The sequence below is a fragment of the Pseudomonas sp. IAC-BECa141 genome, from assembly GCF_020544405.1.
Taxonomy (GTDB): domain Bacteria; phylum Pseudomonadota; class Gammaproteobacteria; order Pseudomonadales; family Pseudomonadaceae; genus Aquipseudomonas.
Genome location: NZ_CP065410.1, coordinates 5,293,369 through 5,310,201, shown reverse-complemented (window position 1 = coordinate 5,310,201; position 16,833 = coordinate 5,293,369). Strand labels below are relative to the sequence as shown.

General features: G+C 59.7%; 16 protein-coding genes and 1 pseudogene. 9 read left to right on the top strand and 8 right to left on the bottom strand.

Going from position 1 to position 16,833, the window contains the following annotated elements:
* The first annotated feature begins 74 nt into the window (after positions 1-74).
* Complete coding sequence (ettA, locus tag I5961_RS24325; protein WP_085697543.1) at positions 75-1,739, top strand: energy-dependent translational throttle protein EttA; 1,665 nt, start codon at positions 75-77, stop codon at positions 1,737-1,739.
* A 193-nt stretch (positions 1,740-1,932) separates the two neighbouring features.
* On the top strand, positions 1,933-3,270 hold the full coding sequence (gene gdhA, locus I5961_RS24320) for an NADP-specific glutamate dehydrogenase (protein ID WP_227233589.1): 1,338 nt from the start codon (positions 1,933-1,935) through the stop codon (positions 3,268-3,270).
* Between the two features lie 10 nt (positions 3,271-3,280).
* Here gdhA and I5961_RS24315 read toward each other — a convergent pair whose 3' ends face one another.
* The 4 genes and pseudogenes from I5961_RS24315 to I5961_RS24300 all read right to left on the bottom strand — a co-directional run bounded on the left by I5961_RS24315 (position 3,281) and on the right by I5961_RS24300 (position 6,853).
* The gene (locus I5961_RS24315) at positions 3,281-3,775 is read right to left on the bottom strand and encodes a GreA/GreB family elongation factor (RefSeq protein WP_227233587.1); all 495 of its coding nucleotides are present in this window, start codon (positions 3,773-3,775) and stop codon (positions 3,281-3,283) included.
* A gap of 70 nt (positions 3,776-3,845) precedes the next feature.
* Positions 3,846-4,202 (bottom strand): hypothetical protein, encoded by a 357-nt coding sequence (locus I5961_RS24310; protein ID WP_227233585.1) that lies wholly within the window; start codon positions 4,200-4,202, stop codon positions 3,846-3,848.
* 217 nt (positions 4,203-4,419) lie between these two features.
* Positions 4,420-6,272 (bottom strand): annotated as a pseudogene (locus I5961_RS24305) (DUF4105 domain-containing protein).
* 92 nt (positions 6,273-6,364) lie between these two features.
* The gene (locus I5961_RS24300) at positions 6,365-6,853 is read right to left on the bottom strand and encodes a DUF3015 domain-containing protein (protein WP_007950971.1); all 489 of its coding nucleotides are present in this window, start codon (positions 6,851-6,853) and stop codon (positions 6,365-6,367) included.
* 300 nt (positions 6,854-7,153) lie between these two features.
* On the opposite strand from I5961_RS24300, the gene I5961_RS24295 reads away from it, so the two are divergent.
* Both I5961_RS24295 and I5961_RS24290 read left to right on the top strand, forming a co-directional pair.
* Positions 7,154-9,592, top strand: coding sequence for a Lon protease family protein (locus I5961_RS24295; RefSeq protein ID WP_085697539.1), 2,439 nt, complete (start codon positions 7,154-7,156; stop codon positions 9,590-9,592).
* 243 nt (positions 9,593-9,835) lie between these two features.
* Positions 9,836-10,165: a hypothetical protein gene (locus I5961_RS24290; RefSeq protein WP_007950969.1), complete on the top strand. Its 330-nt coding sequence runs from the start codon at positions 9,836-9,838 to the stop codon at positions 10,163-10,165.
* A 19-nt stretch (positions 10,166-10,184) separates the two neighbouring features.
* Here the strand turns inward: I5961_RS24290 and I5961_RS24285 are convergent, their stop codons facing one another.
* Positions 10,185-12,014, bottom strand: coding sequence for a hypothetical protein (locus I5961_RS24285; protein WP_227233583.1), 1,830 nt, complete (start codon positions 12,012-12,014; stop codon positions 10,185-10,187).
* 163 nt (positions 12,015-12,177) lie between these two features.
* On the opposite strand from I5961_RS24285, the gene I5961_RS24280 reads away from it, so the two are divergent.
* The 3 genes from I5961_RS24280 (at position 12,178) to I5961_RS24270 (ending at position 13,851) form a co-directional block, all read left to right on the top strand.
* Entirely contained in the window at positions 12,178-12,666 is a 489-nt protein-coding gene (locus I5961_RS24280; RefSeq protein WP_085689720.1) for a TIGR00645 family protein, read from the top strand.
* Between the two features lie 135 nt (positions 12,667-12,801).
* Complete coding sequence (locus I5961_RS24275; protein WP_085689722.1) at positions 12,802-13,107, top strand: DUF6482 family protein; 306 nt, start codon at positions 12,802-12,804, stop codon at positions 13,105-13,107.
* Positions 13,108-13,233: 126 nt separating this feature from the next.
* Positions 13,234-13,851 carry an FKBP-type peptidyl-prolyl cis-trans isomerase gene (locus tag I5961_RS24270; protein ID WP_085689724.1) on the top strand — a complete coding sequence of 206 codons (618 nt, stop codon included), beginning with the start codon at positions 13,234-13,236 and terminating at the stop codon, positions 13,849-13,851.
* Between the two features lie 49 nt (positions 13,852-13,900).
* On the opposite strand, the gene I5961_RS24265 is transcribed toward I5961_RS24270, so the two are convergent.
* From I5961_RS24265 to I5961_RS24255, 3 genes are all read right to left on the bottom strand, one after another.
* Positions 13,901-14,158: a hypothetical protein gene (locus I5961_RS24265; protein ID WP_085697537.1), complete on the bottom strand. Its 258-nt coding sequence runs from the start codon at positions 14,156-14,158 to the stop codon at positions 13,901-13,903.
* A gap of 207 nt (positions 14,159-14,365) precedes the next feature.
* Positions 14,366-14,707, bottom strand: coding sequence for a zinc ribbon domain-containing protein YjdM (locus I5961_RS24260; protein WP_007950963.1), 342 nt, complete (start codon positions 14,705-14,707; stop codon positions 14,366-14,368).
* Between the two features lie 125 nt (positions 14,708-14,832).
* The gene (locus tag I5961_RS24255) at positions 14,833-15,801 is read right to left on the bottom strand and encodes a polyprenyl synthetase family protein (RefSeq protein WP_085703157.1); all 969 of its coding nucleotides are present in this window, start codon (positions 15,799-15,801) and stop codon (positions 14,833-14,835) included.
* Positions 15,802-16,042: 241 nt separating this feature from the next.
* Between I5961_RS24255 and rplU the strand changes: the two genes are divergently transcribed.
* Positions 16,043-16,354, top strand: a complete 312-nt coding sequence (rplU, locus tag I5961_RS24250; RefSeq protein WP_003228361.1) for a 50S ribosomal protein L21 — start codon at positions 16,043-16,045, stop codon at positions 16,352-16,354.
* Between the two features lie 34 nt (positions 16,355-16,388).
* On the top strand, positions 16,389-16,646 hold the full coding sequence (gene rpmA, locus I5961_RS24245) for a 50S ribosomal protein L27 (RefSeq protein ID WP_003228360.1): 258 nt from the start codon (positions 16,389-16,391) through the stop codon (positions 16,644-16,646).
* The last annotated feature ends 187 nt before the right edge of the window (positions 16,647-16,833 follow it).

Genomic DNA, 16,833 nt, shown 5'->3' with positions numbered 1-16,833 from the left:
GAACGACGCGCATCGGTCTGGCCGGGCATCGCCTGCGCTCCAATCATTCATCAGTCACTGACCCAAGGTTCTCCATGGCTCAATACGTCTTCACCATGCATCGGCTGGGCAAAGTTGTTCCGCCGAAGCGGGAAATCCTGAAAAACATTTCGCTGTCTTTTTTCCCCGGCGCCAAGATCGGCGTACTCGGCCTCAACGGTTCGGGTAAATCCACGCTGCTGAAAATCATGGCCGGCGTCGACACCGAGTTCGAAGGCGAAGCGCGCCCGATGCCGGAACTGAACATCGGTTACCTGCCGCAAGAGCCGCAACTGGATCCGACCAAGACCGTACGTGAAGTGGTCGAGGAAGCGGTCAGCGTGATCAAGGATGCGCAAGCGCGTCTGGACGAGGTCTACGCTGCCTACGCCGACCCGGATGCCGACTTCGACAAGCTGGCCGCCGAACAGGCCAAGCTCGAAGCGATCCTGCAGGCCAGCGATGGTCACAACCTGGAGCGTCAACTGGAAGTCGCCGCCGATGCGCTGCGTCTGCCGGCCTGGGACGCCAGGGTCGAGCACCTGTCCGGTGGTGAAAAGCGTCGTGTGGCCCTGTGCCGTCTGCTGCTGTCCGCTCCGGACATGCTCCTGCTCGACGAACCGACCAACCACCTGGATGCCGACTCCGTTGCGTGGCTCGAACACTTCCTGCACGACTTCCCGGGCACTGTGGTCGCGATCACGCACGACCGTTACTTCCTGGACAACGTCGCCGGCTGGATTCTGGAACTCGACCGCGGCGCGGGCATTCCTTACGAGGGCAACTACTCGGGTTGGCTGGAAGCCAAGTCCGAGCGTCTGGCCCAGGAATCCAAGCAGCAATCGGCTCACGAAAAAGCCATGAAGGAAGAACTGGAGTGGGTGCGCAAAGGCGCCAAGGCCCGTCAGTCCAAATCCAAGGCTCGTCTGCAACGCTTCGAAGAAATGCAGTCGCAGGAATTCCAGAAGCGTTCGGAAACCAACGAGATCTACATCCCTGCCGGTCCGCGCCTGGGTGACAAGGTCATCGAATTCAAGAACGTCACCAAGGGCTACGGCGATCGCGTGTTGATCGACAACCTGTCGTTTTCGATGCCTAAAGGCGCCATCGTTGGCGTGATCGGCGGTAACGGTGCCGGTAAGTCGACCCTGTTCCGCATGCTGATGGGCAAGGAAACGCCGGACTCCGGCAGCATCGAGATCGGCGAAACCGTACAACTGGCCTGCGTGGATCAGAGCCGCGAAGACCTGGACGGCAGCAAGACCGTGTTCCAGCAGATCTCCGACGGTTCCGACCAGATTCGCATCGGCAACTACGAGATCCCGTCGCGTACTTACGTCGGTCGCTTCAACTTCAAGGGCGGCGACCAGCAGAAGTTCGTCAAGGACCTGTCCGGTGGTGAGCGCGGTCGTCTGCACCTGGCGCTGACCCTGAAGGAGGGCGGCAACGTCCTGCTGCTCGACGAACCGTCCAACGACCTCGACGTTGAAACCCTGCGTTCCCTGGAAGAAGCCCTGCTGGACTTCCCGGGCGCCGCCATTGTGATCTCTCACGATCGGTGGTTCCTTGACCGCGTCGCGACTCACATCCTGGCGTACGAAGACGACTCGCAAGCGGTGTTCTTCGAAGGCAACTACACCGAGTACGAAGCCGATCGCAAAAAGCGCCTCGGCGAAGCAGCGGCCCAGCCACACCGGGTACGCCACAAGAAACTGGCCTGATTACAGGTTGGTTGCATGAAAAAGCGGAGCCTTCGGGCTCCGCTTTTTTTTGCCTGCAATGCAGACTGTTTTATAGCGTGTGTACTATTTGTTTTCATAAATGCGACATTATTGTCTGTTGCTGTGTACATGTCGTTTGTTACAGTCCGGCTCAATCTCCTCCAACGACAACAAATTTGCCGAGACTTTTCCCATGATCGAATCCGTCGAATCCTTCCTCGCCCGTCTGAAAAAACGCGATCCGGATCAACCCGAATTCCACCAGGCTGTCGAAGAAGTCCTGCGCAGCCTGTGGCCGTTTCTCGAAGCCAATCCGCACTATCTGACCTCGGGAATTCTGGAACGCATCTGCGAGCCGGAGCGGGCGGTGGTATTCCGGGTGTCGTGGGTCGACGATCAAGGCAAGGTCCAGGTCAATCGCGGTTTCCGCATCCAGATGAACAGCGCCATCGGCCCGTATAAGGGCGGCTTGCGCTTCCATCCTTCGGTGAACCTGGGCGTACTGAAATTCCTCGCCTTCGAACAGACCTTCAAGAACTCCCTGACCTCGCTGCCGATGGGTGGTGGCAAGGGCGGTTCGGACTTCGATCCGAAGGGCAAAAGCGACGCCGAGGTCATGCGTTTTTGCCAGGCGTTCATGAGCGAGCTGTATCGCCACATCGGTGCCGACGTGGACGTGCCGGCCGGCGACATCGGTGTCGGTGCGCGGGAGATCGGTTTTCTGTTCGGTCAGTACAAGCGCCTGAGCAATCAGTTCACCAGCGTGCTGACCGGCAAAGGCATGACCTATGGCGGAAGCCTGATTCGCCCTGAAGCCACCGGTTTCGGTTGCGTGTACTTCGCCGAGGAAATGCTCAAGCGCCGCGAGCAAACCGTTGAAGGCAAGCGCGTGGCGATCTCCGGTTCCGGCAACGTTGCGCAGTACGCGGCTCGCAAAGTGATGGATCTGGGCGGCAAAGTGATTTCCCTGTCCGACTCCGAGGGCACGCTGTACTGCGAGGCCGGCCTGAGCGAAGAGCAATGGCTGGCGCTGCTGGAACTGAAGAACGTCAAGCGCGGGCGGATCAGCGAACTGGCTTGCGCCTTCGGCCTGGAGTTCCGTGCCGGTCAGCTGCCATGGTCGCTGCCGTGCGACATCGCGCTGCCTTGCGCCACCCAGAACGAACTCGACGCCGAATCCGCCCGCACATTGTTGCGCAACGGCTGCGTCTGCGTGGCCGAAGGCGCGAACATGCCGACCACTCTTGAGGCTGTGGATATCTTTATCGAGGCCGGCATTCTGTTCGCGCCGGGCAAGGCCTCCAATGCCGGCGGCGTGGCGGTCAGTGGGCTGGAGATGTCGCAGAACGCCATGCGCCTGCTGTGGACGGGCGGCGAAGTGGACAGCAAGCTGCACGGGATCATGCAGTCGATCCACCACGCCTGCGTGCATTACGGTGAGGAAAACGGCCGGATCAACTACGTCAAAGGCGCGAACATCGCCGGCTTCGTCAAAGTCGCCGACGCGATGCTCGCCCAGGGCGTGGTTTAAGCAACGGGGTTCACGAGCGCTCGATGCGGATCACTTCAATCAGTTGATCGCCGGCCGGGCGCTGCCACAGCACTTCGTCGTTGAGCCGAGCGCCAAGCAACGCACGGCCCAGCGGTGAGGCCCAGTTGATCAGGCCGTTGGCCGCATCGGCCTGATCTTCGCCGACCAATTGCACCCGACGCTCGGTGTTGTGTTCGTCGGCGTAGGTCACCCAACTGCCGATCTGCACTTTGTCGGTCGAGGTCGGGACGGGCGCGACCTGTGCGCTGGCGACCCGTTGATTGAAATAACGCAAATCCCGTTCGAGGTCGGCCAGTCGCTGCTTGTCGGCCTGTTCGCCCCTGGCGGCCTCTTCGGCGTGCAGGGTTTGCAGTTCGGCGACCTTGGCCTGCAACTGGGCAAACCCTTGCGGCGTGACGTAATTGGGCTGGGTGCTGACCTGCCGTTCGACCGGCTGATCGGCTTGCGCAGCGGCGTTCTCTTCGTTGACGAAAGCGCGACTCATGATGGGCTCCTGTTATAGCCGTTGGGCCATGGTCGCAGGCAAAAGGTTTCGCCGGATGTCTGGAAACGACCTACTGCGAACGATAAGCCCGCGCGGCACCCTGATCCTTTTCCTGCTGCCAGGCGCGCTCGCGTTCGTCCCAGTGCTCGTTGCGATACTGTTCGCGATCCTTGTTTTCCAGCATTGCCTGACACTGCCGGAAGCCGTCGCTCCAGCCTTCGGCGTATTGCTTGTCCTTGAGATAACGCGGCACGTTCTTGCGAAACTCGCCGCTGATCGAACCGGCCGCCTGACGACCGCTGATGCAACCGTCATCGAAACCGTCGGCGAACGCCGGTGGATAACCCTTGGCAATCAAATCTTCGCGGGTGCTCTGACAGCCACCCAACAACAGCAACACACCCGCAAAAACCGCACACCGCCACATCACACTCTCCCGGGCCGGTTTTCCGGCTTATGGGGAAAGTCTAGAAGATGATTCGTCGGGCTTTGGTGAAAGGCCTGTAAGTAATTCGTTAACCAGTGGAGATCCCTGTGGGAGCGGGCTTGCCCGCGATGAGGCCATCAGACTCAACATCTCTGTTGACTGATCATTCGCTATCGCGGGCAAGCCCGCTCCCACAGGTTCAGGGAAATGTTCAGGATCAGTAGTGATACCACTTCACTTCCAGCATCACCTCGGTCTCCGGTGTGGCCAGGTGGCTGAATTCACGCTGGGCACTCAGGCGCAGGCCGAGGTTGCGCGACAACTCCCATTGCTGATTCAGACTCAGGCTACGGCGCACTTCACCATTGAAGAAGTAATCGCCTTTGGCCTCCACGCTGAGATTGCCCAGCGGGTTCTTCCACAACACGCCGGTATTGAAACCGCCTGCGGGAGAAACGAACTCGGCGAAATCATTGTTGTGTTCGACGCGCACGGTGCCGAGGGCGAACCCCAGCACATCGTCACCCAGCGCCCAGGTTCCGCCACCGCCACCGTTGACGTGGCTGACCAGGGTTTCGTCGTCATGCTTGCCCGGCACACGTTCAAGACCCCCGGTGACTTGCCACGACAGCGGCTGCAGCAGCGCGTTGCGCGGCGTCAGCGAGCGGATGGTCGCCAGATCCAGTTGCTGGAATTGCCAGTGATTGCCTTCGTACTGGCGCAGCTTCATTTGCAGGATTTCGATCTGCGCGCCGAGGGGGAAACTCTCGGCGTTGTCGTTGAGGTCGTGATAGGCCATGCGCAAGCCGTACTCGCCGAACGCGCGGTCACCGCGAGTGCCGAGACCTGCCTGCCAGGTGCGCGATTCGTGGCCGTCTTCGGGCAGGCCCGGTTGCGGAATTTGCAGCTCCGGCGCCGGGTTTTTGTTGATCGCCCGCAGCAATTCGAAACTGCGCTGCGCCCGCTGCGGATCACGTTCCTGGCCGTTGGCGCGGTAGCGTTCCAGCCGATACGCCGCGTCGATGATCAGCGCTTGGCGATCCCGGGGCAGGGCCTTGAAGGTCGGATCCTGCAATTGCTGTTGATCGGCGCTGACTTTCAGCACCCATTCCTGTTCGTCGCCGCTCAGGGGGCGGCACGGCTGAGCAGTTCGCGCTCGCGGGACGGACGATATTCGATGTGCTCGACCAGCCCGGCTTCCTTCACCGCTTTGACGGTGTCGGTGGGGATCGCGGTCAGCGGGAATTGTTCGGTCAGGCGCAGACTCGGGCGCGCCACCTGCAACAGTTCGAGCAGGCGATAGGAGCAGTTTTCATCGAAGAAGAAATAGTCGAACTGGATCTGCTTCAACTCCCACACGTGTTCGACCATCCGCGCGGTTTCGGCTTGCGTCAGATTCAGCCGGTATTCCCACAAGTCGCGGTTTTCCAGGCTGCGGTATTCCGAGAGTTTTTCCTGATAGGGCACCAGCGCGAACAGCCCCGGATAACCACCCATCAAGCCTTTCCAGGCGTAAAGAATGCTGTTGTCCGAGCCTTCGATGTAGGCGCCGAAGTTGATCGCGTAGCTGAGCAGCGAGGTCTTGTCGCTTTGCACATCGGCCTGGTCGATGCGCAGCAGGGTGTGGCCGAACATCGACGACGGGCTGTTGAGGTAGGCCGCCGGGAAAATCATCACCGCGCTGTGGGGCGAGACGTCCTTGAACCACTTCTTGAATTCGGCGCAGTCCGGCGTCGGCAGGTCGGTCAGGTTGAGCTGGTCTTTCAGCCAGCGCGTGCGCGCCGGGTAGACGCACTGGGCGTGTTGCTCACCGAGACTGGCGGGGGCGTACAGCGCTTGTACGGTGGCCGCCAGTTCATGGTCGGGGTGTTTGTTGCCATCGGGGGCGAGGAAGAATTTTTTGTCGCTGACGTAGCTGCGCCAGCCACCGAGTTTGGCGGTTTCGTAATGACCGAGGGAAATCCAGAAACGGTCGTTGGCCAGTTGCTGCAAACGTTGAGGGTCGATGTGGGGCGCGGCGGACAGCGGGGCGCAGACACACAGCGCCAGCCAGGCAAGGCGTTTGAGCATAAATGGCAACTTAAGTCGAAAGAAACAAAGACCCAAGGAGGGCGGGCCGAAAAAATAAAACCCGCTTCCCGAAGGAAGCGGGTGGGTCGAGCTTAAGCCTGAGTCGCGTACTTGGCCAGACGTGGGTCTGCCTTCAGGACGGCCAGGGTGTTGGTATGCACGTCTTCGGCGGTCACGTCAGCCTTGCTGAAGATCTGCTGGAAGTGCTCGTGAGTGACGGCGGCGAAGTGCGCACGGTCTTCCGGCGCCACGCCCAGTACCACGGCATAGGTCGTCAGCGCTTCGCCGTTGCCTTTTGCCATGTCTTCGGACAGCTCGTTCATCATGCCATTCATGGCAAACCAGGATTTGCCGCCGTAGGTCAGCGAAGCGTTGGTGGAGCAACCGTTGGTGCCGGACGTCATGCCGAAGGTGGCATTGCCGGAGGTGCCGTTGGTGGTGGATGCCAGGAAGTGAGCCGGGGTGCCACGCTGACCTTCGAACAGCATGTTGCCCCAACCGCAATCCGGGCCCCCTGGAGCTTGCGCCATCGCGTTGATGGATACAGCGGTGAAGAGAGTACCGAGAAGAATCCGTTTCATAGCTTTGTTCTCTTTATGTGCATACCAATGGACAGGGTTCTGGCCCCCAAGCTCTGTACGAAACAGATCCAGACGAAGCCAGTGGGCCGGTATTAGTTCCAGCCGCGCAGTTTGGAGTTTAGGCACGTTCCGAGGGTTCCGTGAGTTTTTGCACAATATTTGGAATAAACCCCGGTTTGGCGGGGCCCGAGTGCAGGCAGGCCGGTTGTCTATGCTTTGTGGTGTGGCGCGCCTTGCCAGTGGGGCACGGGCAGCGCCAGAATGCCGCTATCTGCCCCGCCTGATTGTTAAGGAAGCCCGATGCCTGATCCTGTTGCTGCCAGCTTGCGTCTAGCGCCCGAAGCGCTGACCCGTCCGTTTTCCGCTGAACAGTTCAGCTTCACTACCACCAATGATCTGGAGCCCTTTCGCGGTGTGCTTGGCCAGGAACGTGCGGTCGAAGCCTTGCAGTTCGGTGTGGCCATGCCACGCCCCGGTTACAACGTATTCGTCATGGGCGAGCCCGGCACCGGCCGTTTCTCGTTCGTCAAACGCTACCTGAAAGCCGAAGGCAAACGCCTGCAGACCCCGGCGGACTGGGTCTACGTCAACAATTTCGATGAGCCGCGCGAACCTCGCGCCCTGGAGTTGCCGTCCGGCAGCGCCGCTGCGTTCATCGGCGATATCAACGGCCTGATCGACAACCTGCTGGCGACCTTTCCTGCGGTTTTCGAGCACCCGTCCTACCAGCAGAAGAAGAGCGCCATCGATCGCGCCTTCAACCAGCGCTACGACAAGGCACTGGACGTCATCGAGCGCCTGGCCCTGGAAAAAGACGTCGCCCTGTATCGCGACAGCAGCAACATCGCCTTTACCCCGATGCTCGAAGGCAAGGCGCTGGATGAAGCTGAATTCGCCCAGTTGCCGGAAGCCGAGCGCGAACGCTTTCACGATGATATTTCCAGCCTTGAAGAGCGTCTGAACGAAGAACTCGCCAGCCTGCCGCAATGGAAGCGCGAGTCGAACAACCAGCTGCGTCAGCTCAACGAAGAAACCATCACCCTGGCCTTGCAGCCCTTGCTCGCACCGCTGTCGGAAAAGTACGCGGAAAACGCTGCCGTCTGTGGTTACCTGCAAGCGATGCAGGTGTATCTGCTGAAAACCGTGGTCGAGCAACTGGTCGATGACAGCAAGACCGACGCGGTCGCGCGCAAGCTGCTGGAAGAGCAATACGCGCCGAGTCTGGTGGTCGGTCATCCGGCCAGCGGCGGTGCGCCGGTGGTGTTCGAACCGCATCCGACCTACGAAAACCTGTTCGGTCGCATCGAATACACCACCGATCAGGGCGCGCTCTACACCACCTATCGCCAGTTGCGTCCGGGTGCGTTGCACCGCGCCAATGGCGGTTTCCTGATCCTTGAAGCAGAAAAAATGCTCGGCGAGCCGTTCGTATGGGATGCGCTCAAGCGCGCCCTGCAATCGCGCAAGCTGAAGATGGAGTCGCCGCTGGGCGAAATGGGCCGTTTCGCCACCATGACGCTCAACCCGCAGCACATTCCGTTGCAGGTCAAAGTGATCATCATCGGTGCGCGCCAGCTGTATTACACGCTGCAAGACCTCGATCCGGACTTCCAGGAGATGTTCCGCGTTCTGGTGGACTTCGACGAAGACATCCCGATGGTCGACGAAAGCCTGGAGCAGTTCGCCCAGTTGCTGAAAACCCGTACTTCGGAAGAAGGCATGGCGCCGCTGACCGCCGACGCGGTGGCGCGTCTGGCGACCTACAGTGCGCGCCTGGCCGAGCATCAGGGGCGTTTGTCGGCGCGGATCGGCGATCTGTTCCAGCTGGTCAGCGAGGCGGATTTCATCCGGCATCTGGCCAACGATGAAATGACCGACGCCGGCCACATCGAGCGTGCGCTCAAGGCCAAGGCCACCCGCACCGGTCGTGTCTCGGCGCGGATTCTCGACGACATGCTGGCGGGGATCATTCTGATCGACACCGACGGCGCGGCGGTCGGCAAATGCAACGGTTTGACTGTGCTTGAAGTCGGCGACTCGGCGTTCGGTGTGCCGGCGCGGATTTCCGCCACGGTGTACCCGGGCGGCAGCGGCATCGTCGACATCGAGCGCGAGGTCAACCTCGGTCAGCCGATCCACTCCAAGGGCGTGATGATTCTCACCGGGTATCTGGGCAGCCGTTATGCACAGGAATTCCCGCTGGCGATTTCCGCGAGCATCGCGCTGGAGCAATCCTACGGCTACGTCGATGGCGACAGTGCGTCGCTGGGCGAGGCGTGTACGCTGATTTCGGCGTTGTCGAAAACCCCGCTCAAGCAGTGCTTCGCGATCACCGGGTCGATCAACCAGTTCGGTGAGGTGCAGGCGGTGGGCGGGGTCAACGAGAAGATCGAAGGCTTCTTCCGTCTCTGCGAAGCGCGCGGTTTGACGGGCGAGCAGGGTGCGATCATTCCGCAGGCCAACGTCGCCACGCTGATGCTCGACGAGAAGGTGTTGGCGGCAGTGCGTGCCGGGCAGTTCCACGTTTACGCGGTGCGTCAGGCCGATGAAGCGTTGAGCCTGCTGGTGGGCGAGCCGGCCGGTGAGCCGAACGAGGAAGGCGAATTCCCCGAAGGCAGCGTCAATGCGCGGGTGGTGGAGCGCCTGCGAGTGATTGCCGAGATGATCAGCGAAGACGATTTGAAAGAGGCCGAGAAGGAACTGGCGCAGGAGGCGCTGGCTGAGGCCAAACCGGCTTGAGTCAGGCGGCGATCATAAAACGGGAGCCTTGTGCTCCCGTTTTTGTTTTGTCGCGAACGTCGGCAAAAGTGCCATCACTCTGGCGTCAATATTCACACAATGACCATTCGGCGCCTTCTGGTTCTGTGCGGCTTGCGCGCCGGACTTTTCTTCTATTCTCTGCTCAAGGACATCGACAGTATCACTGGATCGAAACAGCTCTTCAGCAAGGGCTGAACACCGGCTTTACCGAGGGTCGCCGCCATGTCGCGCAACCTCTGCCTCACCCGTCAATGCCTGGGTCTTGTGACCCGTATCGAATGCGCCATCAAGCCGTTGGCCGGCGATAACGGCATGTGGACGCTGCTCTTCGCCGCCGGCATGGCCGGTGAACAACCTTCCGCCATCAAGGCTCAGGGCCCGTTTCACGGGCCGATCGCCGCCGAGTCGATTCTCGACACCATCGTTGAAAGCCTGACGATGCACGGCTATGAACTGGCCAATGATCCACAGATCTGGTCGTTGCATCTGCAGGCGCAGTTGCGACAGATCAATGGTGGACGCGGACGCAGCATCGGCACTTTCGACCATTAGCGTCGATCAACGGTGCCGATCAGGGCGCTGCGCCCTGGGTCTGCGCTTTGTCGAGTTTGACCTCGAAGCCGTATTGCACGGTGGTGAGGTCGGTTCGCTGGTAGGTTTCCACGTGCGTCGGATGGCCGTAGAAATAATGCACGCCGAATAACGCCGGCCCTTCCGCGCTCGCGTCGTGACTGACCGACAGAATCTGCTTCAGGTAATGTCCGCTGTCGTCCTTGACGAAGAATCGCCATTCGTTGGCGGGGAATCGCTTCAAATCCACCACCAAGGCGTTGTTCCTGATTTCCAGACCTTTGGGCAGGGCCTTGGCTTCATAAGCCTTTTTGTCCACTGTGGCCAGGAACAACGGCATCGAGCCGACGGCAATCGCCGGGGTTTCCGGGAACAGATTCAGGTCGTAGGTGATGGTCGCCTGTAGCGGATCGACCTGGTATGCCTCGGGCGGCAGTTCGATGGGCTCGTCGAGTTTGCCGTTGTGTTTTTCAGTGAAAAACGTCACCGGGCTTTCGCCGGGGCTGAAGTCGTCGCCGAGCATTTCATCATTGAAGGTTTTGCGGTGGTCGAACTCGATGCGCGCGGCGCTTGGTTCTTCGACCGATTGGCGGATATGAACGCCGCTTTTCAGCTGTTCTTCTGTCAGGGATGCGCCCTTGAGCCAGTCGGGCGCCTGGTCGTCGTAAACGGTGATCGGCAGGTCGAGCGGCTGCACGGTTTTTTCCGTGGTGTGCGGATCGAACTCGCGCACGGGCAGATCCAGCGCCTTGCGGGTGACGGTCGCTTCGGAAAAATCCAGCAGGCTGACTTCAAGGGTGTCGATCGGGCCGTTGAAGTACACCTTGTTGTAGTGGCGCGGGTGCTGTTGCTCAAAGGCCCGTTGTTCATCGTCCAGTTTTTTTTCCAGCGCCTCGCTCCAGGCTTTCTGCTGTTGCAGATAAGCCAGCTGCTTTTGGTAGAACGCCACCTGTTCGGGGTTTTCGTTGATGGCGCCGGCACGCACCAGATACTGGCCCGTCGAGTCGCGGGCCTGGACGATCAACGGATTGAGCCGGGTGTTGGCGACTTCCGGGGCGAGCGGCAATTGGTTGCTGAACTCCAGTTCGGCGTAGTGCGTGTCCAGTTTCAGCAAGGTCACGCTGAGGTTGCCGTCGGAGCGGGTCTGGCCGACGTCCTTTTTATCCAGATTGAAACTGTGCAGGCGTTTCGGGGCGATGACTTCCACCTGGCCTTGCAGGCTGACCGGGCGCGGCAGATTCTTCTTGTCGACATTCAACCCTTCGATAAACGGGTAGGTAACGGTCAGGTCATCGGGATTGGTGACGTTGGAGCTGGACGGGCTCAGCTGAATGCCAGGATCGGTTTCCGACCATTCAGGCTGATAGGCAATGACCCGTTTGTTGCTCAGGGTTACCGATTGCCATTCCACGCCATGGGGGAACAGAAAGCCGCCGGGGATGTTGAGCACGAAAGGGAACACCGGTTGCAGATCGGTGAGGTAATCGGAGCTGGAATCCTTGTGCAACACAAACAGGCCATTGATGAACGTGTCGACCAGTGCCTGGGGTGTCGGGTAGTGCCGGAGTACGCCGAGGGCGTCTTCGCCGTATTCGGTCCGGGGCGGTTTGTTGTCGAGCTTCTGTTGTGCGCGTTCGAGCAGCAACAGCGAACCGCCGAGTTCGGTCACGGCGTCCTTGAGTTTCGGATCGGTGATGGCGTCCAGCGATTGCTCGAACTGGACGGTCTTTTCTTCAAGGCTGACGGCATGCTTTTCATCGCCGGGCGAACATCCGCCAAGCCACAGGGCGAAGCAAATTCCGGCAGTCGTTATCGGCAATCGCACATCCATTTTCCAGTCGTCCTGTCCACTGTCGCTGGGCTGTCAATGGTTTGGACACTAGCAGAAAAACTTTGACACACACACGCAGGTGGCGGATTTCCGGGCGGTTTCTGGCTGTCATGGGCGGCTGGTATACTCGCCGCCGATTTCAACCCTTCTTGTGTGAGAGTCAATGGAACGCTTTATCGAAAATGCAATGTACGCCACGCGCTGGCTGCTGGCGCCGATCTACATCGGGCTGTCCCTCGGGCTGCTGGCGCTGGCATTGAAATTCTTCCAGGAAGTGTTTCATGTCATTCCCAACGTTTTCTCCATGGCCGAGTCCGAGCTGATTCTGGTGCTGCTGTCGTTGATCGACATGGCGCTGGTCGGCGGCTTGCTGGTGATGGTGATGATTTCCGGCTACGAGAACTTCGTGTCCGAACTGAACATCGATGAAGGCAAAGAGAAGCTCAGCTGGCTGGGCACCATGGACTCCTCGTCGCTGAAGATGAAAGTGGCGGCGTCGATCGTGGCAATCTCCTCGATCCACCTGCTGCGGATCTTCATGGACGCCAAGAACGTCGATCCCGAGCACCTGATGTGGTACGTGATCATCCACATGACCTTCGTGGTCTCGGCGTTTGCCATGGGTTACCTGGACAAGCTCACCAAGCACTGATGAGCTGACGATTGCTGTAACAAAACCGCCCGTTTGTTGCGAAACAGACGGGCGGTGTCGTTTGTGGCTTGTGCTTTGTGGCGCCGAGGCATATCCCTGTAGGTCTCAAGGCTCGCCACCGCATGAGGTGCGTTCATGAACCTGCAAGAGTTGAATGCGTTTGCCGTCGCCAGAAAGGTCGACGAACTGAATCTGATCTCCATGGAAGGCGGAATCTATCTGCTCGAAGCCCGGATGCATGGCGCGGCGTACCCGCTGAGCGATGCACAGGGGAAAATGCTGACGCTGCGTTCGGTCGAGCATGCCCGGGATGTGCTGCATGACTTGCCGGTGCTGCCGTTCAACCTGGTGCACACCTCGGTGCACGATGAAATGTGCGGTCTTGGCGCCAGTGCCGAAGAAAGCCTGAAGGTGCCGCTGGCCTGGCGATCCGCGCTGTAGGCCCTGGGGCCTGATCAATGCCGGAACATCTGTGCTAGTCTGCTCGCCCTTTTGGTTCCGGGCGCGCCGGGACGCGCTGTGTACGCACGGCATGTCCTGAGGCCGTCCGCACAGCGGAGCAGTGTCATGTCCGAAGTAAATCTGTCCACCGACGAAACCCGCGTCAGCTACGGCATCGGCCGTCAACTGGGTGACCAGCTGCGCGACAACCCGCCACCGGGTGTCAGCCTGGACGCCATCCTGGCCGGTCTGACTGACGCATTCGCCGGCAAGCCAAGCCGCGTGGGTCAGGAAGAGCTGTCCGCCAGCTTCAAAGTGATCCGCGAGATCATGCAAGCCGAAGCCGCTGCCAAGGCTGAAGCCGCCGCTGGTGAAGGCCGTGCGTTCCTGGCTGAAAACGCCAAGAAAGACGGCATCACCACGCTGGCTTCCGGTCTGCAATTCGAAGTGCTGACTCAGGGCGAAGGCGCCAAGCCATCCCGTGAAGACACCGTACGTACTCACTACCACGGCACGCTGATCGACGGCACTGTATTCGACAGCTCCTACGAGCGTGGCCAGCCGGCTGAATTTCCGGTGGGTGGCGTTATCGCTGGCTGGACCGAAGCCCTGCAACTGATGAATGCCGGCAGCAAATGGCGTCTGTACGTGCCGAGCGAACTGGCTTACGGCGCTCAAGGCGTTGGCAGCATCCCGCCGCACAGCGTTCTGGTGTTCGACGTCGAGTTGCTCGACGTTCTGTAACCCCGTTACCCTGCACAAGCGTGGCTTGTGCAGGGTTGCTTCGCCGTTCTCATACTTCGATCTTGTTGTGCAGTTCACTGGTCGGGCGCAAGGCCCGGGCATAGCAGAACAGGAACAGATTGCGCACCAGCTCCTTGAGCACCAATGGCTCGCTGGAACTCAGGCCGTTGACGTCCAGATCCCCTTGATCCTGCAATTCGTGCAGGGCTTCTTCTTCCAGTACGGCGCAGACCTCACCGGTTTCCCTATGCAGGATCCTGAGGTACGGGTGCGGGCGATCCAGCCAGGCGTCGATCAAATAAGTCATGGGTCTCATCTCCATTGAAAAGGTTTCAATGAGAATAATTCTTATTCGTCAAATAGCAAGCGCCTATTGGCGGTTTGTGATTTTTTGCGGGTAAAGATTGCGTAAGGTCAAAACGGCTGGCGTTTGGCTGTTGCGAGGATTTGTTGGGGATCGTGGGGGAGGGTGAAGCTCCATCCCACGGCGGGCGCGGGATGGAAGACAGCAGACTCAGACTTTTCTGACAAACTCGGATTTGAGTTTCATCGGGCCGATGCCGTCGATCTTGCAGTCGATGTCGTGATCGCCATCGCACAGGCGGATGTTCTTGACCTTGGTGCCGACCTTGACCACCAGGGAGGTACCCTTGACCTTCAGGTCCTTGATCACGGTGATGGTGTCGCCGTCCTGCAGGACGTTACCGACCGAATCTTTCTTCACGGCATCATCGGACGCCACTTCGGCTTCACCGCCGGCAGACCACTCGTGGGCGCACTCCGGGCACACCAGTTGGGTGCCGTCTTCGTAGGTGTATTCGGAATTGCATTTCGGGCAGGGTGGCAACGTGCTCACTAAGGCTCCTTGGAGAGGGGATCGCTAAAAGTCGCACATTGTATAGGGTTTTAGCCGCCGATGGCAGGCAACAAAAAACCGCAGGCTCCATCGGAGGCTGCGGTTTTTTGATGACGCGATGCTGATCAGTGCGTGCGGGCGACCGAGAACTCGCTCAGTTCAACCAGTGCATCGCGGTATTCGCTGGCCGGCAGCGCGTCGAGGCACTTGATCGCACGGGCCACGTAATCGCGGGCCAGTTGCGCGGTGTATTCCAGCGAACCGGACGCTTCCACGGCGATGCGGATGCTTTCCAGGTCTTCGATCCCACCTTTCTGGATCGCCTGGCGTACCAGTGCGGCTTGCTCTGGCGTGCCTTCGCGCATGGTGTAGATCAGCGGCAGGGTCGGCTTGCCTTCCGCCAGATCGTCACCGACGTTCTTGCCCAGGGTTTCGGCGTCGCCCTTGTAGTCGAGCAGGTCATCTACCAGCTGGAACGCCACGCCCAGGTGATCGCCGAAGGTGCGCAGGGCTTCGCTCTGCTCGGCGGTGGCACCTGCCAGCGCCGCGGCGCTGTGGGTCGAGGCTTCGAAGAGCATCGCGGTCTTGCCGCGGATGACTTCCATGTAGGTTTCTTCGGTGGTGCTGGCATCGCGAACCTTGGACAGCTGCAGCACTTCGCCTTCGGCGATGATGCGCGTGGCCTGGGACAGGATCTTCATCACCGGCATCGAGCCCAGTTCGACCATCATTTCGAACGAGCGCGAGTACAGGAAGTCGCCGACCAGTACGCTCGGGGCGTTGCCCCACATGGCGTTGGCGGTGGAGCGGCCACGGCGCATGCCGGACATGTCGACCACGTCGTCATGCAGCAGGGTGGCGGTGTGCAGGAATTCAATGGTGGCAGCCAGCAGGCGCATGTCGTCGCCTTCGCGACCCAGGGCCTTGCCACACAGCAGCACCAATAAAGGACGCAGGCGTTTGCCGCCGGCCGACGTGATGTAATCGCCGATTTTCGATACCAGCGGCACTCGGGAAGTCAGCTGCTTCTTGATGATGCCGTCGACGGCGCTAAAATCGTCCGCCACCGCGCGGTAGAAAGCTTGGGGTTGCATCAGCGACAGGTGCTCCAGAAGGGTTGCGCGGCATGCTAGGACCCACGTCCGGGCCTGTCAAGGCGCGATGGACGGCCCCTTGCATGACTTCGAAGGCTTGCGTACAATCGCGCACCCTGAACTTCCTGGGCAGCACCTGCCTTACGCAATTGCACTTGGGCCGTTCCAGCCCCATGCAGCCATGCCAGCCAATACCTCTTCTTATAAAGAGCTGGGTGAGCAGGATTATCGGAGAAATACCATGTACGCAGTAATCGTTACCGGCGGTAAGCAATACAAGGTCGCTGAAGGTGAATACCTGAAGATCGAAAAACTGGAAGTCGCTACTGGCGAATCCGTGACTTTTGACCGCGTTCTGTTGGTCGCCAATGGCGACGACGTGAACATCGGCGCACCTGTTGTTGCTGGCGCAACCGTCAAGGCTGAAGTGATCTCCCAAGGTCGTCACGATAAAGTCCGCATCATCAAGTTCCGTCGCCGTAAGCACCACATGAAGCGTATGGGCCACCGCCAGTGGTTCACCGAGATCAAAATCACCGGTATTCAGGCTTAATACAGCCTAATTCCTCACTAGGAGAATTGAACTCATGGCACACAAAAAAGCTGGTGGTAGTACCCGTAACGGTCGCGACTCAGAAGCCAAACGCCTTGGCGTGAAGATGTATGGCGGCCAGGTCATCAAGGCCGGCAACATCATCGTTCGTCAGCGCGGCACCCAATTCCACGCTGGCTACGGCGTTGGCATGGGTAAAGATCACACCCTCTTCGCGAAAATCGAAGGCGTGATCAAGTTTGAAGTAAAAGGCGCCTTCGGTCGTCGTTACGTGAGCGTTGTCGCAGCCTAACTGCGAGAGTGCTGGAGAAGCCCTGTCTTGCGACGGGGCTTTTTCGTTTGTGGGGTGAGTCTCTTGCAAAGCTGTTTGTATGGGCTGCCGGCGTGCGATGCAGGTCGTGGTTTGGGGTCGCTGCGCTCATTTTTGCAAGAGTCTTATGTCTTGATTGTTTTTCGGCTCGTCCGTGCGGCGAGAGGCG

Bases quoted from the DNA above. Each gene is read 5' to 3' on its own strand.
- ettA (WP_085697543.1), top strand. From the start codon at position 75: ATGGCTCAATACGTCTTCACCATGCATCGGCTGGGCAAAGTTGTTCCG.
- gdhA (WP_227233589.1), top strand. From the start codon at position 1,933: ATGATCGAATCCGTCGAATCCTTCCTCGCCCGTCTGAAAAAACGCGAT.
- I5961_RS24315 (WP_227233587.1), bottom strand. From the start codon at position 3,775: ATGAGTCGCGCTTTCGTCAACGAAGAGAACGCCGCTGCGCAAGCCGAT.
- I5961_RS24310 (WP_227233585.1), bottom strand. From the start codon at position 4,202: ATGTGGCGGTGTGCGGTTTTTGCGGGTGTGTTGCTGTTGTTGGGTGGC.
- I5961_RS24300 (WP_007950971.1), bottom strand. From the start codon at position 6,853: ATGAAACGGATTCTTCTCGGTACTCTCTTCACCGCTGTATCCATCAAC.
- I5961_RS24295 (WP_085697539.1), top strand. From the start codon at position 7,154: ATGCCTGATCCTGTTGCTGCCAGCTTGCGTCTAGCGCCCGAAGCGCTG.
- I5961_RS24290 (WP_007950969.1), top strand. From the start codon at position 9,836: ATGTCGCGCAACCTCTGCCTCACCCGTCAATGCCTGGGTCTTGTGACC.
- I5961_RS24285 (WP_227233583.1), bottom strand. From the start codon at position 12,014: ATGGATGTGCGATTGCCGATAACGACTGCCGGAATTTGCTTCGCCCTG.
- I5961_RS24280 (WP_085689720.1), top strand. From the start codon at position 12,178: ATGGAACGCTTTATCGAAAATGCAATGTACGCCACGCGCTGGCTGCTG.
- I5961_RS24275 (WP_085689722.1), top strand. From the start codon at position 12,802: ATGAACCTGCAAGAGTTGAATGCGTTTGCCGTCGCCAGAAAGGTCGAC.
- I5961_RS24270 (WP_085689724.1), top strand. From the start codon at position 13,234: ATGTCCGAAGTAAATCTGTCCACCGACGAAACCCGCGTCAGCTACGGC.
- I5961_RS24265 (WP_085697537.1), bottom strand. From the start codon at position 14,158: ATGACTTATTTGATCGACGCCTGGCTGGATCGCCCGCACCCGTACCTC.
- I5961_RS24255 (WP_085703157.1), bottom strand. From the start codon at position 15,801: ATGCAACCCCAAGCTTTCTACCGCGCGGTGGCGGACGATTTTAGCGCC.
- rplU (WP_003228361.1), top strand. From the start codon at position 16,043: ATGTACGCAGTAATCGTTACCGGCGGTAAGCAATACAAGGTCGCTGAA.
- rpmA (WP_003228360.1), top strand. From the start codon at position 16,389: ATGGCACACAAAAAAGCTGGTGGTAGTACCCGTAACGGTCGCGACTCA.